Genomic DNA, 24,855 nt, shown 5'->3' with positions numbered 1-24,855 from the left:
CTCGTTCTCGCTGGTCGGCGCCTGATACTGGGGTGATTCGCCTTGCTTCTTGCGGTGCTGTTTCACCCAGTTGCGCAGCGTCTCGGACGAGACGCCCAGATTCTTCGCGACCGCCGTGTAGGTGGTGGCGGGGNCGTCGAGATACATCCTGACCGCTTCGGCCTTGAACTCCTCGGGAAAACGACGGTGATACTTCGAGGTCGACACTTTCACTCCTTGCACCCCGAACCTTACTGGTCCGAAGCATCAGGGTGTCAACACCAAGGGATCAAGCCCCCGGGGCCCGGTGATCGTGATGCGGCGGCGGGACTTCACAGACACCACCACCGAACGTCTGATATGGACGAATATGGGATTGTTCTTGCGAACATATCCCCGGTCCAGCGCTTGTTCAACCAGCCGGCGCGGCCAAGGCCAGTGGCTTTTGCGGTCCTGATACGGTCGCCGCGCCCGGTGTGCTCGGCCTGGTCGATGGTGACCGTACAGACAGTGCTGTTGGGTTGCTCGGTGATAGCGAGTGCTCGAGCGAGACGAATCGTCTTGGGTTGGAAGGGCAGGTCGAAGACGATTGGAGGGGCCGTGGTGGTCATGGTGGTGGCGTCCGCTGCCGTGGCTCCCAGTCGTGGTCGACCATAGCGTATCTGACATCGAACCGCGACCGAGTGTAACGGTCGGTGTTCGCCGGTGACCGTCATTGGTACTCGGCTCGGGCGAGCTCGTGACCTGCACTGTGACCGTTTGTGACCGCTGGTGCTCGCCTGAGCGGCCTCTGATCTGGTCTGTTTCCGTGTCGCCGCTGCTCCGTGGTCCAGTGCCGGACCCGATCCTCAGTGAACACCACGTTCAATAAGAAGAGAAGGCAAGCGGTGCAGGAGGAGTGGACCGGAAAGACGGAGCATCATCTCGCAGGGAGCCCCCTGATGACCGATGCCCAGAGTCGCGGCAGTGGTTCGCTATTTATGCGCCTTGGGGGAATATGACTATATATACATATGATTTAGGGTTTGTGTGCTCGCCGGAATGTGGGCGTTGAGCTGGGGAAACGGCGTGTGATCGGGTCGGTGACGTCATGGGGGTGGCGAGGGGGTCGGTCGTAAGGCCCGGCCGTAAAGGGCGGTCGTAAGAACCGGGCAGGGCAGGATCAGAACGGTGATGCGTCGTGATGTCATCCTGATGGCGCAGGTTCAGCGGCGATCGCGCTGGTCCCATCCACCGCTGACGAGTAGGCGACTCTCTGAAGGCATCGGGTGGCCTATGAACCGTCGAGCATCTCGCGGAGTTCTGAGGACTCCGGGAGAGGCTCAAGACGGTTGATGACTTCCTCCACGCGCCAGCGCGTGGATGGGACGACCTTTCCCGACTCCAGCACCTGCCCAACAAACCCGGCTGATTCGTCGAGCTTGCCGCGCTTCGCCAGGGCGAGTGCGAGGTCGAGGTTAGCCGTGGTCAGTCGACGCGGCCATCGTTCCGGGTTAGGTTCGATGGGATAGGCGGCTATGACCTCCCGAGCTGCACGCTCGGCAGTGGCATCACCCGCCCAAGCGAGGGCGGTGGCGGCGTAACTCAGTTGCTTGGCCGGGTCGTAGCAGAAGTGGTGCCTCGGCTGACTGGGATCTTGGGTTGCCAGGGCCTCAACACGCCGTATAGCCTTCCGGGTCTCGTCGACCCGACCGAGCCGCGCCCAGGCACGGCCTTCTTGCGCGGTTGCTTGTACGAGCGCGCTTGAGCCCGTTGGAGCCGCCTCCTGGGCTCGCTGAGCGAGGTCGAGCGCCCTGGGATAGTGCCCGAGGGTCAATGCCTGCCACGCCTCGGTTTCGAGGCTCCAAGCAGCGATCACAGGCGTACCCGCTTCGTTTGCGAGACTGACGGCGGTCCGAAGCTGCGCACTCGCTGCGTCCGCGTTCCGAAGGTCGACGTTCAGCGTGGCCGCCAGTAGTGAATTCCAGGCAGCCAAATGCAACAGCGACCGGTGCTCGCGAAGCGTGGTCCGCTTCTGGAGGAGCCGACCGACGTATTCGAGGTGTCCGCGCACCTGGGTGAGGAGCTGAACCGGTCGGACCGACTGGTAGCTGATGGCCATGTCGTTGAACGATTGCTCTAGCAGGTCGAGTGTGTCCGAGCCAACCTCAGAGAGGGTCGCAAGCCGTGCCAGCTCAATGGCGGATACGGCGTCATCGCTAGCGGAGGCCGTCTTCGGTGCTGCTTGACGCTGGAGCGTCGTGGTGAACTTCTCGGTTCCGAGCAGCTGGTCGAGGTCTTCGGCGAGCGCCCGCGAGGGCGGCTCCTTGCCGTTCATCACACGGGAGGGAAACCCCGGATCGCGCACCATCGCGCGGCAAGCCGCTCGCAATGAGTAGCCGTGCCGCTCAAGTTCTTCCCGCATGAGATTTCCGAAGGAATCCACCTGGGGCCTCCCTGGTGTTGCGGTGTTGCTCGTTTCCTCCCGCAACACGTCGCAACTTCCGCGTGACTGTCCTCTGGCTCAACACTATCCCTAGCTGCTGGCGTTGGCCTCACTGACGCTTCCTCCCTGCTGATACGAGGTAACGCCAGCGGCAGCACCCACCGATTGAGCGAGGACACGACACGATGCCACAGAACAGCAAATCAATACCACGGCGCCAGCTCCCTCCACAGGAGCGGCGATTCCTGCTGTCGATGTGGTGGGCCGATCGCGGGAAGATAGCAGTCGCGGCCTACTGGTTTCCGGACGACAGAACAATCGTCGAACTGCGCGGCAACCGCGTGAGCCTGCTCGCCCATACCTCCGACGAACATGACGAGCACCTGGATATCGAGTGGGTCATGCCGTTCCGGTCCCCGGTCTGGTACGACTTCGAAGCCCGCAAGAGCCTGGTCCGCAAAGTCTGGCGCATCCACGGACGCCTCAAGAACGCCAAGGTATGCCCCGGATGAACACCTACGTATCCAGGCGATGGGAACAGCTCACGGTAGCTGGGAGTTGCCCGTGAGCGATTGAGTGCGCGCGTTTCGCCTGGGAGCCATGGCCGTTTATTCGCCTGAGGGTTCGTGGCGGCGGATGCACCGGAAGCCGAGGTGGCCGGTGGTGGTGTCGATCGGTTGGGGTAGCCGTGCGGCGGGGCGGTAGCGGCGGCAGTAGTCGGGGGTACACAGGTAGGAGCCGCCCTTGATGACTTTGCGGGGACGGCGTTCGTGAAGTGGCAGTGCGGGGTCGACTGAGAGGGGAGCCTTGCCGCCGGTGGGGTTGTGCTTGGCGGTCGGCGCGCAGCATGGGGGCGCGGGTGCGGCCTTGTGGGGTGACCACCAGTCGGCGGTCCATTCCCAGACGTTGCCGATCATGTCGTACAGGCCGTAGCCGCTGGCGGGGTAAGTGCTGACCGGTGAGGTGCGGTACCAGCCGTCAGCGCGGGTGTTTTGGTGAGGGAAGCGGCCCTGCCAGGTGTTGGCCATGTGGACGCCGTCGGGGGTGAGCTGGTCGCCCCAGGCGTATTCGGCGCCGTCGAGGCCGCCTCGGGCGGCGTATTCCCATTCGGCTTCGGTGGGCAGGGCTTTGCCGGCCCAGGTGGCGTAGGCGTAGGCGTCGGTGTAGCCGATGTGGACGACGGGGTGGGAGCCGCGGCCGTCGATGGTGCTGCCGGGGCCTTCGGGGTGGCGCCAGTCGGCGCCGGGGACGGCCGACCACCACCGGTAGGCGTCGGTCAGGGGGACCGGATGCGCGGGCGGGGTGAAGACCGCTGAGGAGGCGACCAGCAGTGCCGGGTCGGCGCCGGGATAGTCGGCCGGGTCGGGAGCAAGCTCGGCTTGGGTGGTGTGCCCAGTCGCGGCGACGAAAGCGGTGAACTCGTCGTTGGTAACCGGGTGCGGGTCGATGTAGAAGCCGTCGACGCTGACATGGTGCGCGGGGGCCTCTTCGGGATAGTGGCGGTCGGAGCCCATGAGGAACCGTCCGGGCGGAATCCAGGCCATGCCCGCAGCGCCCGATCGCTTGGCCTCGGTCGCGAGACCCGTCGTCTCCCTCATGGGCGTTTCCGTCCCGGTCGGCTCGGCTGCGGAGTATGCGAATCTCAGGATAACGGCCATTTGCGTGAGTTTGCGGCATTATTCTCGCGGTGGTGTCAGCATCGCGGGGATGTGCCGGATTCCTCGGATGCACGGACGCGGGCCGATGGGAGGACGAGCATGGTCGGGGAGTTCAACGGGCGCGTCGAGGTCGATGTCCGCGATTCGGAACCGGACTGGTCGCCGTTTCTGCAGCCACAGGCACCAGCCGAGGCGCCGAACGTGTTGATGGTCGTGTGGGACGACGTCGGGTTCGGCGCGACCGAGCCGTATGGCGGGCCGATCGAGATGCCGACGATGCGTCGCATCGCTGAAGCAGGGGTGCGCTGTGCGAACTTCCACACCACGGCGCTGTGCTCGCCGACTCGTTCGAGCCTGCTCAACGGCCGCAACGCGACCAGCAATAACATGGCCTGCATCACCGAGGGGGCGAACGGGTTCCCCGGCTTTTCGGCCCGCATCCCGTTCGAGAACGGCATGATCTCGGAGGTGCTGGGTGAGCGCGGCTGGAACACCTACGCGGTCGGCAAATGGCACCTGACCCCGGGCGAGGAGACCGACATGTCCTCGTGGAAGGGCCGCTGGCCGCTGGGGCGGGGGTTCGAGCGCTTCTACGGGTTCCTGGGCGGGGAGACCAACCAGTGGTACCCCGACCTGGTCTACGACAACCACGCAGTCGAACCGTCCGCGGCCCCCGAGGACGGTTATCACCTGTCCAAGGACCTGGCCGACAAGGCGATCCGATTCGTCCGCGACGCGAAAGCGGTCGCACCGGACAAGCCTTGGTTCATGTACTACTGCCCCGGCGCCGGGCACGCCCCGCACCACGTCCCGAAGGAATGGGCCGACCGCTACCAGGGCCGGTTCGACGAAGGCTACGAGGCGATCCGGAAGCGGATCCTGGCACGTCAGAAGGAGCTCGGCCTGCTGGGCGCGGAGGTCGAACTCTCGCCGATCAACCCGCACGGCGAACCCGGCGCGACCGGGCCGTCCGGCCAGCCGTGGCCGCAACTGGACTTCGTGCGCCCCTGGGCCTCCCTGTCCGAGGGCGAGCGGCGCCTGTTCGCGAGGATGGCCGAGGTGTACGCCGGGTTCCTGTCCTACACCGACCACCAGATCGGCCGCTTCGTCGACTATCTCGAAGAGTCGGGGCAGTTGGACAACACGATCATCGTCGTCGTCTCCGACAACGGCGCTTCGGGTGAGGGTGGCCCGAACGGGTCGTTCAACGAGAACAAGTTCTTCAACAACGTCGCCGACGACATCGAGTCCAACCTGGCCCGCATCGACGAGCTCGGTGGACCGACCTCCTACAACCACTACTGCACCGGCTGGGCGTGGGCATTCGACACCCCCTTCCCGTACTGGAAGCGCTTCGCCGGATACGAGGGCGGCACCGCTGACATGTGCATCGTCTCCTGGCCGGAAGGTCTGGCCGCGCGCGGCGAGGTCCGTGACCAGTACGTGCACGCGGTCGACGTCGTGCCCACCCTCTACGACCTGCTGGATATTGACCCGCCCGAGGTGCTCAAGGGCTACACGCAGTCGCCGATCGAAGGCGAGAGTTTCGCGGCGGCGTTGACCGACCCGGCCGCGCCCGGCCGGGCCTCCCAGTTTTACTCGATGCTCGGCCAGCGGGCGATCTACCAGGACGGTTGGCTGGCCTGCACCGCCCACCCGCCGCTGTCGGGCTGGGGCGAATTCGACAAGGACCCCTGGGAGCTCTACCATCTCGCCGAGGACCGGACCCAGATCCACAATCTGGCGGAGCAGGAGCCCGAGCGGCTTGAACGGCTCAAAGGGCTCTGGTTCTACAACGCAGGTCTCTACCACGGCCTGCCGCTTGACGACCGGACCGCAGGCGAGATTCTCGCCGTCGAACGACCCCAGCCCGGCACGCCGCGCAACCGGTACGTCTACTATCCGGACACCGCCGACGTGCCCGAATCGGTCGCGGTCAACGTCCGGCGGCGCTCCTACACCATTGCAGCGGCCGTCGCCATAGACAGCGACCAAGCGGCGGGGACCCTGTTTGCCCACGGCGGCGCAGGCGGCGGACACGGCCTCTACCTCCACGACGGACGGCTGCACTACGTATACAACTGGCTGGGCGAACACCACCAGAAGATCAGCTCGGACTGTCCGGTCCCGACCGGCAAGCACGTGTTCAGCGCTGAGTTCGCCAAGAGCGGTGACGACGCCGACACCCACAGCGTGACCGGGACTTTGACGCTCTACATCGATGATGAGGCAGTCGGTACTGGTTCGATCATGACCCAGCCGGGCATGTTCTCCCTGGCCGGCGACGGATTGAGCATCGGCCGCGACAGCGGCTCGCCCGTGTCGCCCGACTACCGCCCGCCCAACGGGTTCACCGGCGGCACCATCGACCGCGTCATCGTTGATGTCGCCGGCGACCCGTTCATCGACCACGAGAAAGAAGTTCTCGCCTACCTTGCCCGAGACTAGCCACATCGGCAAATTCCAACGGACGCAACAATGTCCGCTTGAGCTGCGGCATCACTGTGAGGACGGCCCGCCGACGGTTGGCAGCGTGATCGACGCGTTGTCGGGCGGGGCTCACGACACGCATATACGACACCTATAGAGAAGATGCCAAGACTGATGCGGGGACCGGCGATTAGTACGAGGGCTTCACGACCGCGCAGCAGCTGGGCCTGTCAGCCTGTTCGTGGAGGCGCGGCGATCGCACCTGCCTCACGGGTTGCACGGACCAGCCGCTTGATGCTACGGACGCTGATGCCGTATTGCACGGCAAGGTCACGCTGCCTGACTCCGGACTCGAATGCAGCGACGAGCGCCGTCCGTTGGTTGACGGAGAGGCGCCGGGCGAGAGGACGAGGGTGTCTTTGCGTCACGTCCTCGGTGGTGAATTCTGCACTGCTGCCGGAGCGCCAGGCGGGGCCAGAAGCGTCACGATCGCCGAGGCACGGGCCGGACAGGCGCCAGAGTAGGCTGTCTACCTGCGGCGGGGTGTTCAAATAAGCGATGGTTAGCTCGACTTGTGAACGCTTGTGACCGGCTGTGAATGGACGCAGCCGGTCACAGCGAGGTATCCTTCACGGTCGCGCTAGGCTCCAGGGAGGAGCCGTCAGCCCAGTATGCGAGGCGATTCGCTGCGGGTGACCTCAACGGGTCTGATCCTTGCCGGCCGAGGAGGAGCCTGGATCTTCGAGCTGATCGGCCAACACTCGCCCAACCTGGTCGAGTAGCTCATCTGCCTGCGGTATTGCGTTCAAGTAATGAAGCATCAGATCAGCCGTCGCTGCCAAGGCCAGAGGTTCGATTCCCGGAAGGTCCACCACGGTGCTCGTTGGTGCTCGCTGGTAGATGGCGGTGCTCGACCTGCGCGAGCTATGCTCCGGCACTGAGCCTCTTCGGGCAACTCATGCGGCACTCTGAGTGAGGACGAGGTGGCGGGGTCGTTCGATTCGGTGGAAGGCCAGACAGGCGCGGATGATGGTCCCGATCTTCCAGGGATCGAGGCTGACCTTGGCCAGGCAGCGGAATCGGACCTTGAGGTCGGCGTTGGCCTTCTCGGCCAGGGCGCGTTTGGCGCCGATGAGCCGGTTCCAGTCCTTTTGGTCCTCAGTGAGCTTGCCGCCCTTGGGGGCCTTGTGCGGCACCACCAGCGCTGGGAAGGCCCGGAACTTCTCATAGCCCAGATCGACCAGGACCAGGAGGTGCTCGTCCTCGTCCAGCCCGATGTTGCGCAGGGCGATCTCGGCTTCCACACCGGTCTTGACCGCGGCGTTCGCGTCGTGCTCACGGCCCGGCCGCGCCTCGGACACCCACAGCGGGTAGCCGTCTGGAGCGGAGATGACCTGGATGTTCACCCCGTGCCGGTGGTGTTTACCGCTCCAGAACAGGTCGACGCCCCGGGTGGGTCCCTCGACCCGGGCGCGGGTGGTGGGGATGAGGGTGCCGTCGAGCCCGATGTGGCCGTCACCGGCCGATCGGGCGGCGTCGATCGCCTCGGCCAGGCTTGGGGCGGACTCGGCTAGGACGCCGAGGCCTTCCCACAGGTTGTCATAGGCCGTGGTCTGCGGCAGGTCGTTGTCGGCTGCGAGCTGGGCAACGCGCGTGCCGTCGATGAGGAACCGGAGCACGAACACCGCCTGCGACCAGGGCGTCAGGCGCCGGGTGCCTTTGCGGGTCCGGCGCTGCCGGCGGTGGGTGGTGAGTCTGCGGGCGAACCAGTCGCAGGCGGCACGGTCAACGGGCAGGAAGGCGGTGTATGCGACACTCAAGGACAGGAAACCTCTTGGGAGAACAGCGGATTCGTAGCAGAACCAGTGTCACCCAAGAGGTTTCTTTGCAGCCCAAGGGGTTTCGGTCACGCTCCGCACATCTCACCTTGCCCGAAGAGGCTCACTCTGTGGCCGACATCGGCGAATGGCTTGGATATCGTCGGCGAGATCTGTGATCCGCCCGGGCCGCGAACTCGCCTCGGCGGCGGGTTCGAGGCCCGTAAACTCCTGGCCCGCCGTGGTCAATGTCCTTCGAGGTCTTGCACGTCGTTCGCGGGCGAGATCCGGGCGTGCGGGGGAGTGAACACATCTTGCCCGTCGTCGACCACGCAGTCCGTGCTCAAGCTCAGGCCATAGCTCGACGAATAGCCGATAGACAATCCGTCGTCCCGTTCGGCGTGCAAGCTGAAGTCGCTGCGGCCGGTGTCGCGCTCGATAGTGGGGTTCAAGCCCATGTCCTCGAGCTCGGCAGCGAAACGCTCACCGTACTCGATCCGTCCGGTGCTCTCTTCCGTGCGCGAGTCGAAGTCATAGGAGACCGAGACTGATACGAACCCGTCCCATGAGATGCTGTCGTTCCAGCCTGAATAGCAGCTCCGGGTCTCCCAACGGCGGCTGACGAACAAGCCGGCACGGGGCTCCTCAGGCAGCTCCGCCATAAGAGATCCGGCCAGATCCTCCATCGCGAGCAACGCCTCGCTCGAGGAGTATTCGGCGGATAGCTCGGGCGGACGGTCGATCGAATACCCGAACCACCGGAACGCGACCGCGCAAGCGCAGATCAGCGCCGCAACCACCAGCGCCATCACCATCAAGGTCCGGCTGACCACAACCCCAGCGGTCACGATTCCGGACCGTCTGCGCGGGGATCGAGGAAGATCGACACGGCTGACCGATCCTCGTTGCTGTTGAACCACACCAGCACGCCTTCGGGGGTATCGAACAGCTCACCGATCGCGAACCGGTTGCGCCCCTCATCGGCCTCGTAAGCGGCTTCGGCCGCGGACAGCTGTTCGCGGACCCAGCCGACCAGTTCCTCGGAGGTGACGGCGTCGTTGCCGAATCCCGACGCGCAGGCCTCCAGAATCGGGCGGATGCCTTCGAACGCCAAGGAGGTCGCGGCGTTCGGCAGATCTTCGGAGTAGATGTCGTAATCGGTCTCGCAGTACATGGTCAGCGCGTTCCCGTCCTCGTCGGTGATCGCGCGAGCGGTGAACTCGAAGTCGCCCTCGTCATGGAGGACCGTCTCCTCAAGTGACCAGTAACGGTGGTCGTTCTTGACGCGAGCGTCCTCCATCGGTTCGGAGGCGGCGGGCTCATAGTCGTCCGGTCGGGGACCACCGTAAAGCGACCAGGACCCGAGATCGAGGCTCGCTACCGCGTCGACCCAGGTGTCGATGTCGGCACCGGGAATCGGGCGCATCGGGACCGGATCGGAGATCGGGTATGTCGAGAAGTCATCGTGAAGTGTCGGCTCGGAATCACAGCCCTGCAACGCAACAGAGCCTCCGATGGCGGCCAGCATCAAGACGACCGATCGAAGCGGTGCTTTCGTTTCGGGGTGGATCGACATTGCTCAGGTGATTCTTCCGTTCCTTCCGGGTTCGCCGAAGAACTCGCAGTCTGGGTAGCCTCCGCGCCGGAGCCAAACCGACCCTCTCGGAAGTACCACGGGACTGTTGTTCCAACATGGTCGCGACATCGGCGTTCGGCTCATGTCTGCGGCGTGAATCGATTGATACTACCTTCCCTTTGCTACCGGGCCGATCCGTTCAGTCGATCGGTGGATTGCCGCCGAGAGCGGCCACAGCGGACTGGAGGCGCCGCTGGCGGTCGATGATCCACCGAATGCATTCGTCCCAGGGGCTCTGATCGGTGATCGATGCCGGTGGTGATCGCAAATTCGACCCAGCCTGGTGGTGCGGCACCGTCATCGACTTCGCTGGCGGCGCGCGATTGACCGTCAACGAGCAGGTGCGCGAGGTCGGCGGGATCACCGTCACCGGCGTGCGTCTGACGGTCCCGGGCAGCAATACCGAGATCCTGCTGGGGTACAGCACCGCCGCCGCGCACCACTGCGCCCCTTAGGATTGACACCAATGGACGAGCAGGAATTGTGGGAGCAGCAGGTTGGCGGCGGTGGGGCGGCGGGGTGAGGCACTGGCTGCAGCCGAGCGCGTGGTGGCGATGCGCGAGGAGTTGGCCGCCTCTAACCGCGCTGCCTACCTTCCCGACCTGGCCAGGTCATTCTGGACTGCCGCGTATGTTCGAAAAGTCCTTGGCACCGACTTTGCCGCAGCGCTCACCTATTGCGAGCGCGCGATCAGTCTCTATCGGGAACTGGTCGAGGTCGAATCCGACGCGTTTGGAGAGGACCTCGCCGCTGTCGAAGCCGTCCACGACAAGCTGTCGCGCGGAGGCGATGGACCCGGTTGACACTGAGTGCCTGCAGCGGCGCTACGCATGCCCCTGCCTTGACTGCTCGCGGGCAGAGCGGACCAACCGTTTGACACTGCGGATGCTCACCCCATACTGGATGGCGAGGTCCTTCTGCTTGACCCCGGCGGTGAATGAGGCGATGAGCGCGGTTCGCTGGTCGGGGGAGAGGCGTCGGTGAAGCGGGCGGGGGACCCGTGTTGAGCTGTCACCGATGATGTACTCGGCTGCCGCGCCTGAGCGCCAAGAAGGGACCGAAGTCCCGTCATTGCTTGGTATCGGGCCGGATAGGCGTCCGAGGAGGCCGTCTACCTGCGGTGACGTGTTCAAAGTAGCGAGTATTAGCTCGACTTTGTGATCCGCGTGTGAATGCTTGTGACCGGCTGTGCATGGCTGCGACCGGGCACAGCGAGCTATGATCCGCGGCTACGTGAGCGTTGGGTTGTCAGAATGGCGGTCTCAAGACGTCAGGTCCCGAGCGGGCCCGTGTCGGTCACACTGGTTTCATGGAATACATCGGCCTGGTGCCTGCCCCGCCGCTAGACCGGTTCATCGATGACCTCTACTGCTTGAAGGGAGTGCCGCGCCATCGCCGGGTGAATGTTCCTCCTATGCCGTCGGCGCATCTGTTCCTCAACCTGGGCGCGCCGGTCCGCTTGCGGGATGCGGACCCTTCGGTGTCGCCGGCGCTATTCTCTGACGGGTGGTTCATGGGTGTGTGGACCAGGCGTTTCCTGCTGGAGTACCCGGCTTGGGTGCGGGTCGTCGGGGTGCATTTCAAGCCTTGGGGGATGGCGCCGTTCGTCGGTTTCCCGGCGACCGACCTGCGTGACCGGTGGGTGCCGGTCGATGATGTCTGGCCGGGGACGGTGGATCGGATGCGTAACCGGGTCGGCGAGGCTGCGTCGGCTGCTGAGGCCCTGGGAGTGTTGGAGGAGGAGCTGCGTGCGCGCCTCGCTGAGACACCACCGCGCGGTCTGGACCTGGTCGGGCACACCGGTGGGCGTTTGGAGACGCTCCATGGCGCGGTCTCGGTCGGTGCGCTGGCCGATGAAGTCGGCGTGAGCGGTACTCATCTTGCCGCGCAGTTCAAGTCCCATATCGGGGTCACCCCGAAGCGGATGGCCCGGATCTATCGCTTCGCGCGGCTGATCCTGTCAGTGGACGCGCAGCACCCGGTGGACTGGTCGCGGCTCGCCCACTCGGCGGGATACTTCGACCAGGCCCACTGCAGCGGGGAGTTCAAGGACTTCACCGGCCACACCCCGACCGAATACCTCGCCCTGCGGCGCCGGTTCCCCGCCAACGAGGGCTTCCCGCCGGACAACGGTCCGATGCCTGCCGTTTGATTTTTTACAAGACCGCCCGCCCGCCGGGGCGATACGTTCGGGGTCGAATGCGCGAAGCGACCAAGGAGGACTCGTGGGCACGGTGATCATGCACAACGTAGTGTCGGTGGACGGCTTCATCGCCGACGAGAAGGACGAGGTCGGGTCGCTCCACGACTGGTACTTCAGCGGGGACACCCCGATAACTGAGCACGACGACCGGGAGTACGACCATTCCGGCGAAGGCAGTGGTTTCAGGGTATCGAGCACGTCGGCGCCGTACGTTCGGTCGATGTGGGATTCGATCGGCACGATCGTGATGGGCCGCCACTTCTTCGACCTCATGAACGGCTGGGATGGCCACCCGCCCACGGGCGATCATGTTGTGGTGGTGTCCCACCGTCCCAAGCCCGAAGGCTGGCATCCGGGGGCGTCATACCACTTCGTCGATGACGTGACCGACGCGATCGTCAAGGCCCGAGAGCTCGCCGGGGAGCGCACGGTCGCCGTGTGCGCGGGCGAAGTTGGCGGCCAGATCCTCGCGGCTGGTCTCGTGGACGAGGTCGCGATGGACGTGGTGCCGGTGGTGTTCGGTTCGGGCAAACGCTACTTCGGAAGTATCGACGGGCAGCTACTGCTGGAGGATCCCCACGTGGCCATCCAGGGCGACCGCGTGCTTCACCTGAGGTTCAAAGTCCGCCACCCGCGTCCCGAGCTTGGCGGACGAGGCGTTTGACGCTTCGGATGCTGATGCCGTACTCGGTAGCGAGGTCTTTCTGTCTGACACCGAATGCGAAGGCGGCGACGAGCGCCCGCCGTTGGTCGGGGGGGGAGGCGTCGGTGGAGCGGACGCGGAACCTGCTCGGAGGTGTCCTCGGTCGTGTAGGTGTTGGCCGAGCCTGAGCGCCAGGAGGGGCCTGGAACTCGGCCACTTCTGAGAGCCGGGCCTGATAGCTGTTCCAGCAGGCCGTCTACCTGCGGCGAAGTGTTCAAAGTAGCGAGTATTAGCTCGACCGTTGCTCCAAGCCAGAGACTAAGTCTCTGGCCTGGAGTTCTCAAAATCTCGGATTCGTCCGCCGTTCGTCCATGGGACAGCGCATCCGTCCTCGACAGTAGCCCGCAGGACCCACTTCAGGATATGTGACCTCGCTCACTTCACTCCTGGGCGCCGAGGCTCTCTGGTAGATCCCTGCACTCGATCGGCTGATGGTCATACGGTGCGCAGCCTCGCCATGACCGGGCGCCACGTCAAGCACTTATGGATCCCCGCATCGGTCAGTGTTGTTGCCACGGTGAAGCCCGTCTGCGAATCTAAAATATATATCGGCAACGAGTGACTGATTGCGTGAGCCCGAGCCGTCGTGCGCCGGACGACGCTTATGAGGCCGTGCTTTGCCAGCCTGCTGAGTGTGCGGGCCTCGGTTCTCACCGACTGCGAGAGCCGAGCCACTGATGGCTGATCCGAGGTTCGACATCGTGTGCGTGATCGATTCCATCGGCATCGAGGCGGGGCGATGGCGATGCGCTGGGTCAGGCCCGTGGTTTCGGGCCCCTGGCGAGCACGTAGATCAACAGGACGGCCATGACGGCGACGCCTGCCCACATGGCGTGCCGCCAGCCGGCCACGAAAGCCTCCTGGGCGGCCCGAATCAGTGCTTCGGCCTGGGGGCCTTCGGTGGTGAGGGCGGTGGCGATACCCGCGCGGGCAGCGTCGCCGGCAGGCCCGTCGAGGTCCCCGATGCGGTCGTCGATCGCGTTTCGGTACCCGGCGGACAGGACCGCGCCGAGGAGTGCGATGCCGAGCGCGGTGCCGAATTCCCGTGTCACGTCGTTCAAAGCGGAGGCGACGCCTTGCCGCTCCGCAGGCAAGGCGAGCGTGATGGCTTCGGTGGACGGTGTCATCGAGAGTCCCATGCCCAGTCCCATCACCAGCATGCCCGGCAACACCGACAAGTAGCCGCCGTTGACCGACACGAACGCCGCCATCATCGCCAAGCCCCCGGCGCAGAGCGCGATACCGGCGGCCATCGTCGAACGCACGCCGGCGCGGGCGGCCACGCGCGGCGCGAGTGCCGAGGCCGCCATCATCAGCACCATCATCGGCAAGAGCGCCAAGGTGGAACGAAGCCCGGACCAGCCGAGTACCGCCTGGAAGAACGGGAACATGACCACGAAGATCCCCGCTTGCACCCCGAACACCGCCAAGAGCGTGACCGAACCGCTCGCGAGGCCGCGATCGCGGAACAGCCGCACATCCAGCAGCGGCGCGCGGTGCCGACGCTCCCAGACGACGAACGCGATCGCGCCCGCGACACCCACCGCGAGGCTCAGCAGCGTCGGCGTCGCGGTCCAACCGCTCGCCGGCCCTTCATGCAGCATGAGGATGAGCCCGATCGCGGTGACCACTGACGCGAGCGAACCGACCACGTCGAACCGGTGCGGCGAGCGCTCCCGCGAATTCGGCACGAACCGCAATGCCAAGACGAAAGCGACCGCGACGAGCGCGACCGGGAGCGCGAACAGCCACCGCCAGTCCGCCACGTCGACGAGCAGCGCCGAAAGGTACATGCCGAGGATGCCGCCGCCTCCGGCGACGGCCGTCCAGACGCCGATCGCGCGAGAGCGTTCTTGTTGCGGGAACGTCGAAGTGATAACGGCGAGGGTGACCGGCATGATCATCGCCGCGCCGACGCCACTGGCGAGCCGGGCGGCGATCATCGCCTCCGAGAAGGTCGCGAGCCCGGCGGCCACGTTGGCCGCGCCGAAGACGAGCAGGCCCGCGAGCAGGACCGGGCGGCGCCCGAGACGGTCGCCGAGCGCGCCGAGCGGCAGGAGCAGGGCGGCCAGCGCGATCGTATAGGTGTTGATGATCCACAGGACGGTGGACTGGGAGGCGCCGAACTGGACGGCGAGGTCCTGCTGGGCGACGTTCAACCCTGTGACCGAGGCGATCACGGCCATAAGCGCGATGCATACAGTGATGAGAACCGCGCGGCGGCGCCGCGGGTCGTCGATGGTGGATTCGGCTGGTGGAACTGCGGTGGAGAGGACCACGGGCGGATTCCTTTCAAGCTGCGGTCAGGTGGTGTGGTTCGGGCATGGGCGTGCGGGCACCGGAGTTCGGTGGCTCGGGCGCTCGCGGGTCACTCGCGGACGGCGCGGACGACGACGTCGCGCAGCGGGTGGCTCCGGCCGTGGGGGTCGATGACAGTGCTTTGCCGTTCCTCGGCGGTGACGACCGTCCAGGCCTCGGTGTCGAGTCGAGCGGTGATGCCAGGCGCGGTTGCCGTGGCCTCGCCGGGGTGGTGTCCGTGGGCGCTGCCCCGATCGTGGTGGTGGCCGTCCGCGGCGGCATGGCCGACGATGAGCAGCGTCCCTCCGGGCGCGACCCAGGCCGCGATGCGTGCGTAGAAGTCGAGTTGCGCCATGGCCGGGTGGGCGTAGTGGGTCGTGACCAGGTCGAACGGGCTGCTCGGTTCCCAGTCGACGAGGTCGGCGGCGATCCAGTCGATGCGGTCGCCGAGGCCGGCTCGGGCGGCTCGCTTCGCGGCCTGCTCGAGGGGCGCTGCGGCGATGTCGACGGCCGTCACCTGCCATCCTCGGCCAGCGAGCCAGATCGCCTCCGTTCCGGTGCCGCAGCCCGCGTCCAGGGCGCTGCCCGGCGTCGCGTCGGCGGTCTCGGCTACGAGGTGCGGGTTCGGGTTCTCGGTCATCGGGCGTGCGTCGCCCCAATGCCGTTCCCAGTAGTCCCGGTCGAATTCGTGGTGCTCTGCGTTGTCGTGCGTCATTGAGGTGGCCTGCCTTTCCATCGTGTTCGGTGGCAAGGGCAAGGATGGACCCGTTTTGACAAACAGGCAAGTAATCTTGCCGATCAGCAAATTATCGAGGATCATGGACGAATGAACGACGGACTGGAACGCACGCTCGACGCGGTCGGGCCGCGCCTGAAGCGCCTCCGGCAGGCACGTGAGGTCACGCTCACCGACCTCGCCGCCGAGACCGGCATTTCGGCGAGCACGCTCTCGCGACTCGAAGCCGGGCTGCGGCGACCCACGCTCGAGCAGCTGCTGCCGCTGGCCCGCGCACACGGCGTCACACTCGACGAGCTCGTCGACGCGCCGCCCACCGGGGATCCGCGGGTCAACCTGCGGCCCCTTGCCTGCAAAGACGGGTCGACCGTGCTGCCGCTGACACGCAGGCCCGGCGGCATCCAGGCGTACAAGTTCATCCTGCCGACCAGCTCCGACGACCGCGAGCCGGAACTGCGCAGCCACGAGGGCTTCGACTGGGCGTACGTCCTCAACGGCACGTTGCGCCTGGTCCTGGGGGAGCACGACCTCCGCCTCAAGCCCGGCGAGGCCGCGGAGTTCGACACGCGGACGCCGCACTGGTTCGGGGCGACGAGCGCCGGACCCGTCGAGTTCCTCAGCCTGGTGGGCAAGCAGGGCGAGCGGGCCCATGTGCGGGTGGCCCCGAAACGGTCGCAAACCGAATAGACCACGGAGCGCGGAAGCTCCCCGGCATCAATGCAATGCCGGCGGCTGCAGTGGTCGCGTGTCTAAGAGAGTCTTTGATCCCGATTCGGTGAATCTGGATGGGCGAGCAAGTCTCATATGAGGCTCGCTCGTTCTGCTTGGTATGACCGGTGAACGCGTTGCTTCCTACCCCAGTGACCTCTCCGATGAGCGGTGGGCGCTGATCGAACCGATCGTGTCGGCCTGGCGCGCGAAGCGCGCCGAGCGGGGTATCGGCATCAGCCAGGCCGTACACCCCTTGCGCGAGATCGTGAATGCGATCTTCTACATCAACCGCACCGGAACACCCTGGTCCTTCCTCCCGGTCGACTTCCCGCCCCACCAGACCGTTACTGGCACTACGCGGCATGGCAGAGGGAAGGCGTGACCGAGCAGATCCACGAGGCGCTCCGCGTGGCGCGCCGCCACCAGGCCGGACGCGCCCCGCGCCCGCACGCGGCGATCGCCGACGCCCAATCGGTCACGACCTCCGCCAACGTCCCCGAGACCGAGTAGGGGATCGACGCGGGCAAGAAGATCAAGGGCCGCAAGCGCCACATCGTCACCGACTTCCTCGGCCTGGTCCTGGCCGTAATCGTCACCGCCGCGTCCGTCTCCGACACCGCCGGCGGCAGGGACCTGGTTGACCGGATCGCGGCCGAGCATCCGAGCGTGTCCGAGATCGGGCCTTTCCCCTCTGGTGTTGACGCTCTGATGCGTATTTGGCTGCTATTGACCAGTAACTTGATGGTTTCTGGATCGTTGTCTTGTTGTGGCTGATGGCCTTCGGATCGACATGCGGAAGTTCTCTCCCTCCCAGCAGGAGGTCCTGCGCAAGCGGGTGATGGCGGCGGTGCTGCATGAGGGCATGAGCGATGAGGCCGCTGTGGCGCTGTTCGGGGTGTCGCCGAAATCGATCGGCTCTTGGCGCGCCCGCTACGAGTCCTGTGGCGAGGCAGGCCTGTGTTCGGGCAAGACCGGTGCGAAGCCCGGCCAGGGGCGCAGGCTTTCGCCATCGGAGGAAGCCGCGGTCCGTCAGACGATCCGGGAGTTCAACCCCGACGACTTCGGGCTCGGCGGGCTCCTGTGGACCCGTGCGAAGAGCGGGGCGTTCATCAAGGCCTACTTCGGCATCTGCTACTCGCTCCCGGGTTTGAGCAAGCTCATGGCCCGGCTCGGTCTGTCCTTTCAGCGGCCCGATCGCAGGGCCCGCGAGGCCGACCCCGAGGCCGTGGCCGCCTGGACCGACACCGAGTCCCCGGCCATCCAAGCCAAGGCCGAAGCCGAGGACGCGGTGATCATGTTCGGCGACCAGGTCGGGGCGCGCTCCGATCACCTCTCGGGCCGCACCTGGGGCGCCAAGGGCCAGACGCCGGTCGTCGCCCGGACCGGGAAGCGGTTCGGCCTCAACGCGATGAGCGCGATAGCGACCAACGGGAAGATGTACTTCACGATCTTCCCCGGCCGCTTCGACGCCGCAACCTGCATCGCGTTCTTCGCCAAGCTCATCGGCCATTTCGACCGGAAGATCCACTTGGGGCTGGACCGGCACTCGGTTCACCGCTCGAAAGCCGTCCGCGAGTGGGTCGAAGCCCACGCTGAGGAGATCGAGCTGCATTTCCTGCCCGCCTACGCCCCGCACCTCAACTCCGACGAGCTCGTGAACGCAGACCTGAAGCGCCAGCTCGCCGACCGGGTGATCACCAGCCGAGAGCAACTGGTCGCCGAGACCCGATCGGTACTCCGCAGTATCCAGAAGCTCCCGGCCAAGGTCATCGGCTATTGCCAAGCGCCGCACACGAACTACACTCTGAAACCATTGAGCGACTGATCAATGGGCGACGTGGTGCTCGGTGGTGCATGGTGGTGACCGAGCACCACGAGGTGCCATCCGCGATCGCGTGCCTGTGAGGGTGTTATGGTGCGAGGCTCGAGGTGCCAACGCCAAAGGGCTAAGACTCAACCTTCATGTGGTCGAGCAGATGCTTACCTTGCACCACCGGTTCTTGGTGTTTGTGTATTCGATGGGACCAGGTCTCAACATCCACGATGTCTTCCTGAGGGTCGGCTGCGTCTCAATTGCTGGTGCAGCGGCGAAGGTCAGGAGCTTAAGTCGGAGGTGAATGAGAATCGGCGAACGATGGGAAGCCAGCGCTGATATGTGGTGATGTCCGACGGTGTGTCCATCGTGAGGTCCAGGTGCGGGTAGTTGGCGAGTAGCCCCTGCCAGGTCGTGTGCTCGGAGGCGTCCTCGATCGCCTCGAACAAGTCTGAGGGGTCCGAGGGGCCGGCGGTCAAGGCGAGTAGGACCAGTGCGGCTCGATAGCCGGGTGTGGGGTCTTCTAGGAAGTCCGCCAACTCGTCGGTGCGCAACCGGGCACGTAGCAAGCGGTAGAGGTTGATCAGTCGTTTCGCGCCGCGAGGTGAGTGGACCAGCGGGGCGAGACTCGCGATGAAGTCCAACTCCTCTGCGGTGATTTCGAGTTGCCGGGGTCGCAAGTTCGGTCGCCTCGACAACAGCCGCTCCGTGTCCGGGCCGGAAGAGCCATCGGTCTTGGGCGGAGTCGGCTCCGGCTGTGGAGCGTCGGTGGGAGGCTCGTCGGCCGTAACGTGTTCATCTGGTGCCCTTTGTGGGTTGTCCTGCATCGCGGAAGGACCGTTCCGGTCCGGCTGTTCCTCGCGTTCCTGGAGGAGGTTCGTGACAAGCCTGGTGAAGCCGGTGCCGGTCATCGGCGCGAGAGTGAGCGTCACCTGGAAGATCTTCTCCAAGTAGTGCCGGGCGCCACTGCCCGACGCCTCCGCGCCGCCTTGGAGCACGCTTCCGTAGTGATCGTTGAGGGAGCGCAGCAGCCAGTCCGGGTCCGCGGCGACCACGATGGTGAAGACCGGTTGGGCCAAGAGGAGGTGGACGGCCTCAAGGACTTTCACCACGACATCGGGCGGACACCGGTCGAGGTCGTCGATGTACAGGACGATCCGTTCGGGGCCGGCATCCTGATGATCACCGCCTGAACCGCAGGCCAGCATCGCCGCGAACGTCTCGAGGTCGCGGCGAACCAGTGATACGACGCCCAAGTGCTGACGGTAGTCCTGGCTTTGGTCGCGGAATCGCGCGAACGCGGCGAGGTCCTGCGATGGCGCCAGTTCGGCGACGGCCTGTTCAATCCGGGCCTGCTCGGCGTCGAGTTCTGCCAGGCGGGTTCGAGCCGGGGTCTCGACTCGGGTGGTCAGTTCCTCTCCGACGCGGCGGATCCGACTCGCACTCGCCCGAATCGTCCGCAGTGCGGGAAGCAGTGAGAACACGACGGTCAGGGCGGCGATCACCGCCGGCCACACCACGGAGTTGGCGATGACGAACACCGTGATGGCAACTGCTGCTCCGAGTGCGACGACAGCCCTGGTCGCGCGGCTGCGGACCAGGCGGCGCCACAGATTCCGCAGTTCGGCGGACAACCCGGTGGCCTCATCGATGAAGGCGCGAACTTGCTCTGCGGTGTCCCCAGGCGCGCCCGCGCCATCGGCCACCCAGTTCTCGGCGGCAAGAGCCGATGCGAGCGCCCGCGCGATGTCGCCCGAGGACGCGGCGCGACGGTCCTGCCGCTCCAGATGCGCGGTCAACAGCATCCGTTCCACCCGCACCGAACTGAGCTGGTCGAGCAGCGAACGCTGATGCCGGCGACGCTCGGCCAGGTCATTCGCGTGCCGCTCCAGGTCGTCGTCGGACCCGCTGGAGGCGAGACTGTCGAGCAGGTGGGTGGCGAGACTGGCCCACAGGTTCGACTCGGCGTAGTGCCAGGCGTTGAAGGTGACCTGCCGAATCTCCGAGCAGTAGGCCGACACGGCCGGTCCCCGCACCCCAGTGGCCCGTTCCGCCGCCGCCGTCGCCTGGGCGAGTTCGCGGATCCGCGCGCGCATCCGCCGCATGAAGAAACTCTTGCCCGAGCCCCAGTCCCCGAACAGCCCGATCGACAGCGGCGGTACGACACGCCGGGAGGCGATGAGGTCGGCGAGCATATGCACGTCTGCGGTAATGCCGAGATGATCGTCCCCGGCATCGGTATCCGGGTGATACCCGGCTTCGCTTCCTACCGAACCTCCTTCGAACTCAGTGCTTTTGCCCTCATCTTGGCGAGGTCGACCGCGGTTTGAGGGCGGGCCGAGGATCGTCGCTTTAGCCGCGGCTCGGTCGAAGACTTGCTCCACAGTCGACACGTTCTCATACATGTCGTGCTTGTCCAGCCCTGAACGCTCAGCATCGGTCAAGGCGGACCGGACCTGCACAATGCGCGGTGACACGGTGTCAAGCTCGTCGCGGTCCAGGAAACCGAACGCGCCCTGACTGAGCAGAATGAGGACCCAGCGGGACCCTCGGCGTTGCCATTTCGCCAGCTGCACCAGATCTCGGTGCAGTGCTCGCGAGTCGTCGCGGTAGTCAGCCCAGAGCACCGCGGCGTGGAGGTCGTCGAGATTCCTTCCGTCGTGCGAAATGAGTAGTGCATCGGGCATGTTCCGCAACAGCGCTTCATAGGCCGATCGCCGGGCGCCTGAGAACGACTCCGAGGGGATCACAACGATGCCTGGAGCTGCCAACGCCTCGTCTAGCTCCGCATCAACGTCGCGAGGTAGATACGGCTGCAAGCGCCCGTACGAATGCGACATCAGCAGCAGCGCGGTCGGGTCGATTTCCCGAACTGGAGTCGCTACGGGCACGCGTATCCTAGCCATCGCGTGAACCTCGATCTGACATCGTTACGGCCAGCAGCGCGCGGCCTTTGGGGACAAGGGGACGGGCTTGATGCTAGCGTGCCGGGACGAACCACGCAGAACTGAAGCTTGCAGGAGCGATCGATCGCGGTGCCGGTGGGTTCGTAACCTACGCCAGCTTTCTCGCCGTACACCAAGGTCAACGCCGCGGAGCCGGAAAGATCCGAAATCGGTAGGTCCGGGTGATCTTGAAGTTCGGCTGTCAACGGACAGTGGGAAGGCTCTCAGTGGTGGTCAGGTGACCTGGTTCTGTCGCGAATTTCGTGCTGTGATCGTGCTGTTTCCGTATAGGTTTTTGTTGGTGCCGGCCGTGGCGGCTCTGTGCGGTTGTCCGCCGCTTCGTTCGGGTTCTTAGTGTGGTTCTTGGCTGGTGAGTGCTTGCTGTACGGCAATGACGATGTCGCGGTCGCCGGCTCCGAGGCGGCGCGCGGCGCTGACGTAGTCAGCCGAGAGTCGGTCGAGTGCGCCAGCGAGTTCGATGGGCAGGCGCGGTGAAGCGTCTGCTGTGACCCGGGTGCCGCCGCCGCGGCGGGAACTCACCTTGCCGGTCGCCTCGAGCTCCCGGTAGGCTCGCCCGACCGTCCCCACCGCCAGTCCGAGGTCGGCGGCGAGCTGCCGCACCGGCGGCAGGCGTTCGCCCGCGAGGAGTCGGCCGTGGTCGATATGCTCGGTGAGTTGGGCACGGATCTGCTCGTACGGTGGAACGGGACTGCTGGTGTCGACCCGCACGTCGACCGTCATCGGTGCGACACCCGGTGGGGGAGCACGGCTATGACCGTGAACCAGCAGGCCGCCATGAACGAGGTCAGCCCGAGGGCCAGGGCCGTCCAGCCGAATGCCGTCGCAGCAGCGGTTGCGCAGGCGTTCCCGATCATGGCCATGCCCGCGAACGCCCCGGTTCCGGCCAGCGGCGCGGCCACCAGGACACCGCAGGCGGCGATGATGGCGCGTGCCGACGCGCGGCGGGCGTCATCATCCGCGGCATGGACCGCAGCGCCGGTTGCGGGACGGCGTCGGCGCGCCACTGCGCGCAGCGTGATCGCGGCGGCACCGGCTCCGATGAGGACGGATGCGGCGATCGGCAGCGTGTAGTACAGGCCGGGCCAGGGACCGGTGCTCGCCTCGAGGTCCTGGCAGGTGAGGGTGAGGAACCGACCCGACCTGCTCATGTCGTCGGCGCTGCCCATGCTGCTCGTGGCGGTGAGCAGGACCGCCAGTACGGCACCGATTCCCAGGGTCGCTGCGGTCATGAAGCGCGGCAGGTAGGAGCGGACCGATCGGACTTCGATCGGCGCGGTCCGATCCGGTCCTGTCGGGACCGTTCCGCTGACCTCGCCGATGAGCACGCCCGCGAGCAGGCAGCAGGCGAACACCGGCGCCGCAAGGGCGGCCTCCAAACCCAGCCAGTTCGGCGGGGCGGCGTCCAATACCGCCGCGGCAGCGGCGATGCCGACACCTACCCCGGCAAGTCGCAGAGCCGTTGAGCGTCTTAGGACTGGCCGCATCGCGGCCGACACTGCAACCTCACCAGGGTCGGCGCCGACGGCGAGGCGGCGATCGGTCAACAGCGGTGCGAACGCGATGACGACGAGCGCAAGGCTCGCCAGACCCACGAGGATCAACAAGGGCACGTGTTCCTCCAAAGCCGAACTTGTATCAAATGAATGATACAAATCCGAGCAACTTGTGTCAACACAAGATTGGTTCGATGCGGGGGCGGAACACTCCCGGTGGCTCGGCCGGACTGGAGGAGTGCTGGCGGTCGGATCATGACCTTCGCCCACGAATTAGTTGGAGCCCTTCGGATGTCTAGCTCCACGCCTGGGCAAGGTCAGATTTCTCGACGTGGACGCCCCTGCCGGGCTTGCTGCCGCGGAAGAGGATCCTGCCCGCATGAGGACGAAGCACGGAATTCGCGACAGAACCCTCCCTGAAGTCCGACGTCATGGAAGCGACCTGTCGGTCACCAAGGAGCATTACTCGTCCGCTGACATTCGGCACGTTCGGGCCTTCTGGCGCGTCCGTACAGAGATGGCGCACTGGGAGTGCAGCCTGTCGTGGATCTGACAGAACTCCTTGACCGTTGCGCTGCAAGATGATTGCGTGGAAGACACATGGATTGCAGTGATGGGTACTATCATCGGGGCCTCACCGGAAGTGAAGTGTAGTGGGGAAGAAGAACAGCCCTTGAGGGGCCTTGGAGAATCCGGACACTGCTTCGTTGAATCTGTCTTACGTGTCCTGGGTTATGAGCCGGAGAGCTCGAACGCTTCCCGGACTTCGATCGGCGGGCGGTACCCGTTAGCCGAATGAAGGCGTCTTCGGTTGTACCACAACTCGATCCAAGCCATGATATCTCGCTTGAGCTCGGCTCTTGTAGCGTATGAGACCCGCGACACCAGCTCGTTCTTCAACACCCCGAAGAAGCTCTCGGCCATCGCGTTATCCCAGCAGACGCCTGTCCTGCCAACGGATCTGGCGATGTCGTGGCGGCGGCAGTAGGCGGCGAAGGCCCCGGAGAGGTAGTTCGAGCCCCGGTCGGAATGGAAGATCGCGCCGGGTGCGAAGCGCCGGTCGCGGCGGGCCATCTCCATCGCCTCGACCAGCAGCTCGGTGCGGAAGTGCTCACCGAGGGCGTACCCGACCACTTCCTTGGTGCAGCAGTCCAGCACGGTCGCCAGGTAGGACCAGCCCTGGTCGGTCCAGAGGTAGGTGACGTCGCCGACGAATTTGATCCCCGGTGCTTCGGCGGTGAAGTCGCGGCCGACCAGGTCCGGCAGATCGCTGTCGATGCCGTCGGTGAGGTTGCGGCGCTTCGCCTTCGGCTGGCATGGGACCAGGCCGGCCTGGCGCATCAGGAACCGGACCAGCTCCAGGCTCGCTTCGACGCCGTTGCGCTCCAGCTGGGCCCGGATGCGCCGGTACCCGTAGGTGGCGTCCGACAGCTCGAAGACGTCGATGATCTGGGCGGTCAGTTCCTTGCGTCGACGCGCCGCAGCCGACTCAGGCCGGGTACGCCACTCGTAGAAACCGCTGGTAGAGACCCCCAGTTGGCGGCACATGAAGGTCACCGGGAACGCGTACTCCGGTGCAGGATCGGATCGCATGAGCTCGATGAACTCATACTTGGAGGCTACTGTGGATCCTTCGCGAAGTACGCTGCTGCTTTTTTTAGGAAGGCGACTTCCCGCTCCAGCTCCGCGATGCGTTTCTCCTGCTCACGCACCTTCTTCCGAGCGTCGTCATCGGCTGGTGCAAGCGCTGGCGGCTCGATGCCGCGCTCAGCGCGGGCCTTCTTGACCCAGTTGTGCAGGGTGTACGCCGATATTTCGAGTTCCCGCGCGGTCGAGGCGACGGTCTTGCCCTGGTCGAGGACCATCGCGACGGCCATCTGCTTGAACTCGGGCTTGTAGGTCCGCGGAGTGGGCCTGGTCATGGAAACGGATCATCCTTCCTACCAGCCATTCTAGGCTGTCAGTCCGGCATCCCCAGGGCACCTCA

The 24,855-nt window shown here is 65.5% G+C and carries 26 protein-coding genes; 11 read left to right on the top strand and 15 right to left on the bottom strand.

All coding sequences use genetic code 11. From position 1 onward, the window contains the following. Positions 1–207, bottom strand: a 207-nt coding sequence (locus tag YWW_RS0123595; RefSeq protein ID WP_035704983.1) for a transposase, incomplete at its 3' end; no start/stop codon positions are given. A gap of 1,045 nt (positions 208–1,252) precedes the next feature. Next, positions 1,253–2,404, bottom strand: a complete 1,152-nt coding sequence (locus YWW_RS0123590; protein ID WP_026932033.1) for an NsdA family TPR-like regulatory protein — start codon at positions 2,402–2,404, stop codon at positions 1,253–1,255. A 185-nt stretch (positions 2,405–2,589) separates the two neighbouring features. Between YWW_RS0123590 and YWW_RS0123585 the strand changes: the two genes are divergently transcribed. Beyond that, complete coding sequence (locus tag YWW_RS0123585; protein ID WP_155830368.1) at positions 2,590–2,916, top strand: hypothetical protein; 327 nt, start codon at positions 2,590–2,592, stop codon at positions 2,914–2,916. 96 nt (positions 2,917–3,012) lie between these two features. On the opposite strand, the gene YWW_RS0123580 is transcribed toward YWW_RS0123585, so the two are convergent. Further along, entirely contained in the window at positions 3,013–4,002 is a 990-nt protein-coding gene (locus YWW_RS0123580) for a formylglycine-generating enzyme family protein (RefSeq protein WP_026932031.1), read from the bottom strand. Between the two features lie 159 nt (positions 4,003–4,161). On the opposite strand from YWW_RS0123580, the gene YWW_RS0123575 reads away from it, so the two are divergent. After that, entirely contained in the window at positions 4,162–6,510 is a 2,349-nt protein-coding gene (locus YWW_RS0123575) for a sulfatase-like hydrolase/transferase (protein WP_026932030.1), read from the top strand. A gap of 938 nt (positions 6,511–7,448) precedes the next feature. Here YWW_RS0123575 and YWW_RS32615 read toward each other — a convergent pair. The 3 genes from YWW_RS32615 to YWW_RS0123555 form a co-directional block, all read right to left on the bottom strand. Next, a complete protein-coding gene (locus tag YWW_RS32615; RefSeq protein ID WP_035697787.1) occupies positions 7,449–8,312 on the bottom strand; it encodes an HARBI1 family protein in 864 nt (287 codons plus the stop codon). A gap of 242 nt (positions 8,313–8,554) precedes the next feature. After that, the gene (locus tag YWW_RS0123560) at positions 8,555–9,157 is read right to left on the bottom strand and encodes a hypothetical protein (RefSeq protein ID WP_026932029.1); all 603 of its coding nucleotides are present in this window, start codon (positions 9,155–9,157) and stop codon (positions 8,555–8,557) included. Further along, complete coding sequence (locus YWW_RS0123555) at positions 9,154–9,885, bottom strand: hypothetical protein (protein ID WP_155830367.1); 732 nt, start codon at positions 9,883–9,885, stop codon at positions 9,154–9,156. The genes YWW_RS0123560 and YWW_RS0123555 overlap by 4 nt, the downstream gene beginning before the upstream one ends. 302 nt (positions 9,886–10,187) lie before the next feature. Between YWW_RS0123555 and YWW_RS0123550 the strand changes: the two genes are divergently transcribed. Both YWW_RS0123550 and YWW_RS0123545 read left to right on the top strand, forming a co-directional pair. Further along, positions 10,188–10,400 (top strand): choice-of-anchor P family protein, encoded by a 213-nt coding sequence (locus YWW_RS0123550; protein WP_026932027.1) that lies wholly within the window; start codon positions 10,188–10,190, stop codon positions 10,398–10,400. A gap of 42 nt (positions 10,401–10,442) precedes the next feature. Next, on the top strand, positions 10,443–10,748 hold the full coding sequence (locus YWW_RS0123545) for a hypothetical protein (protein ID WP_026932026.1): 306 nt from the start codon (positions 10,443–10,445) through the stop codon (positions 10,746–10,748). A 21-nt stretch (positions 10,749–10,769) separates the two neighbouring features. On the opposite strand, the gene YWW_RS38350 is transcribed toward YWW_RS0123545, so the two are convergent. Beyond that, the gene (locus tag YWW_RS38350; protein ID WP_162145992.1) at positions 10,770–11,078 is read right to left on the bottom strand and encodes a sigma-70 family RNA polymerase sigma factor; all 309 of its coding nucleotides are present in this window, start codon (positions 11,076–11,078) and stop codon (positions 10,770–10,772) included. Positions 11,079–11,254: 176 nt separating this feature from the next. Here YWW_RS38350 and YWW_RS0123540 point away from each other — a divergent pair, with 176 nt between their 5' ends. Both YWW_RS0123540 and YWW_RS32610 read left to right on the top strand, forming a co-directional pair. Continuing rightward, entirely contained in the window at positions 11,255–12,097 is an 843-nt protein-coding gene (locus tag YWW_RS0123540) for a helix-turn-helix domain-containing protein (RefSeq protein ID WP_026932025.1), read from the top strand. Between the two features lie 73 nt (positions 12,098–12,170). Beyond that, positions 12,171–12,812, top strand: coding sequence for a dihydrofolate reductase family protein (locus YWW_RS32610; RefSeq protein WP_051326242.1), 642 nt, complete (start codon positions 12,171–12,173; stop codon positions 12,810–12,812). Here the strand turns inward: YWW_RS32610 and YWW_RS38345 are convergent. The 3 genes from YWW_RS38345 to YWW_RS0123525 all read right to left on the bottom strand — a co-directional run bounded on the left by YWW_RS38345 (position 12,766) and on the right by YWW_RS0123525 (position 15,864). Beyond that, on the bottom strand, positions 12,766–13,008 hold the full coding sequence (locus YWW_RS38345) for a sigma factor-like helix-turn-helix DNA-binding protein (protein ID WP_155830366.1): 243 nt from the start codon (positions 13,006–13,008) through the stop codon (positions 12,766–12,768). The genes YWW_RS32610 and YWW_RS38345 overlap by 47 nt on opposite strands. Positions 13,009–13,606: 598 nt before the next feature. After that, on the bottom strand, positions 13,607–15,130 hold the full coding sequence (locus tag YWW_RS0123530; protein WP_026932024.1) for an MFS transporter: 1,524 nt from the start codon (positions 15,128–15,130) through the stop codon (positions 13,607–13,609). A gap of 89 nt (positions 15,131–15,219) precedes the next feature. Next, the gene (locus YWW_RS0123525) at positions 15,220–15,864 is read right to left on the bottom strand and encodes an SAM-dependent methyltransferase (RefSeq protein ID WP_026932023.1); all 645 of its coding nucleotides are present in this window, start codon (positions 15,862–15,864) and stop codon (positions 15,220–15,222) included. 111 nt (positions 15,865–15,975) lie between these two features. On the opposite strand from YWW_RS0123525, the gene YWW_RS0123520 reads away from it, so the two are divergent. From YWW_RS0123520 to YWW_RS0123505, 5 genes are all read left to right on the top strand, one after another. Next, positions 15,976–16,572 carry a helix-turn-helix domain-containing protein gene (locus YWW_RS0123520; RefSeq protein ID WP_026932022.1) on the top strand — a complete coding sequence of 199 codons (597 nt, stop codon included), beginning with the start codon at positions 15,976–15,978 and terminating at the stop codon, positions 16,570–16,572. Between the two features lie 142 nt (positions 16,573–16,714). Beyond that, positions 16,715–16,978 carry an IS5/IS1182 family transposase gene (locus YWW_RS32600; RefSeq protein ID WP_026932021.1) on the top strand — a complete coding sequence of 88 codons (264 nt, stop codon included), beginning with the start codon at positions 16,715–16,717 and terminating at the stop codon, positions 16,976–16,978. Continuing rightward, positions 16,975–17,106 carry a hypothetical protein gene (locus tag YWW_RS37885; protein ID WP_281171021.1) on the top strand — a complete coding sequence of 44 codons (132 nt, stop codon included), beginning with the start codon at positions 16,975–16,977 and terminating at the stop codon, positions 17,104–17,106. The genes YWW_RS32600 and YWW_RS37885 overlap by 4 nt, the downstream gene beginning before the upstream one ends. A gap of 3 nt (positions 17,107–17,109) precedes the next feature. Continuing rightward, positions 17,110–17,370 carry a transposase gene (locus YWW_RS38095; protein ID WP_081687716.1) on the top strand — a complete coding sequence of 87 codons (261 nt, stop codon included), beginning with the start codon at positions 17,110–17,112 and terminating at the stop codon, positions 17,368–17,370. 16 nt (positions 17,371–17,386) lie between these two features. Then, positions 17,387–18,421: an IS630 family transposase gene (locus YWW_RS0123505; protein ID WP_211228674.1), complete on the top strand. Its 1,035-nt coding sequence runs from the start codon at positions 17,387–17,389 to the stop codon at positions 18,419–18,421. A 269-nt stretch (positions 18,422–18,690) separates the two neighbouring features. On the opposite strand, the gene YWW_RS0123500 is transcribed toward YWW_RS0123505, so the two are convergent. From YWW_RS0123500 to YWW_RS0123480, 5 genes are all read right to left on the bottom strand, one after another. Continuing rightward, positions 18,691–21,300 carry a P-loop NTPase fold protein gene (locus YWW_RS0123500; protein WP_162145991.1) on the bottom strand — a complete coding sequence of 870 codons (2,610 nt, stop codon included), beginning with the start codon at positions 21,298–21,300 and terminating at the stop codon, positions 18,691–18,693. 405 nt (positions 21,301–21,705) lie between these two features. Next, positions 21,706–22,095, bottom strand: coding sequence for a GntR family transcriptional regulator (locus tag YWW_RS0123495; protein WP_026932018.1), 390 nt, complete (start codon positions 22,093–22,095; stop codon positions 21,706–21,708). Then, positions 22,092–22,979 (bottom strand): hypothetical protein, encoded by an 888-nt coding sequence (locus YWW_RS32595; protein WP_211228673.1) that lies wholly within the window; start codon positions 22,977–22,979, stop codon positions 22,092–22,094. The genes YWW_RS0123495 and YWW_RS32595 overlap by 4 nt, the downstream gene beginning before the upstream one ends. A gap of 621 nt (positions 22,980–23,600) precedes the next feature. Continuing rightward, positions 23,601–24,470, bottom strand: a complete 870-nt coding sequence (locus tag YWW_RS0123485) for an IS3 family transposase (protein WP_026932017.1) — start codon at positions 24,468–24,470, stop codon at positions 23,601–23,603. A 17-nt stretch (positions 24,471–24,487) separates the two neighbouring features. Then, on the bottom strand, positions 24,488–24,790 hold the full coding sequence (locus YWW_RS0123480; RefSeq protein WP_026932016.1) for a transposase: 303 nt from the start codon (positions 24,788–24,790) through the stop codon (positions 24,488–24,490). Positions 24,791–24,855 lie beyond the last annotated feature (65 nt).

The organism is Glycomyces tenuis DSM 44171 (assembly GCF_000427885.1).
GTDB classification, from domain to species: Bacteria; Actinomycetota; Actinomycetes; order Mycobacteriales; family Micromonosporaceae; genus Glycomyces; species Glycomyces tenuis.
The sequence above is the reverse complement of the archived record's forward strand: the minus strand, read 5'-3'. Positions and strand labels throughout refer to the sequence as shown.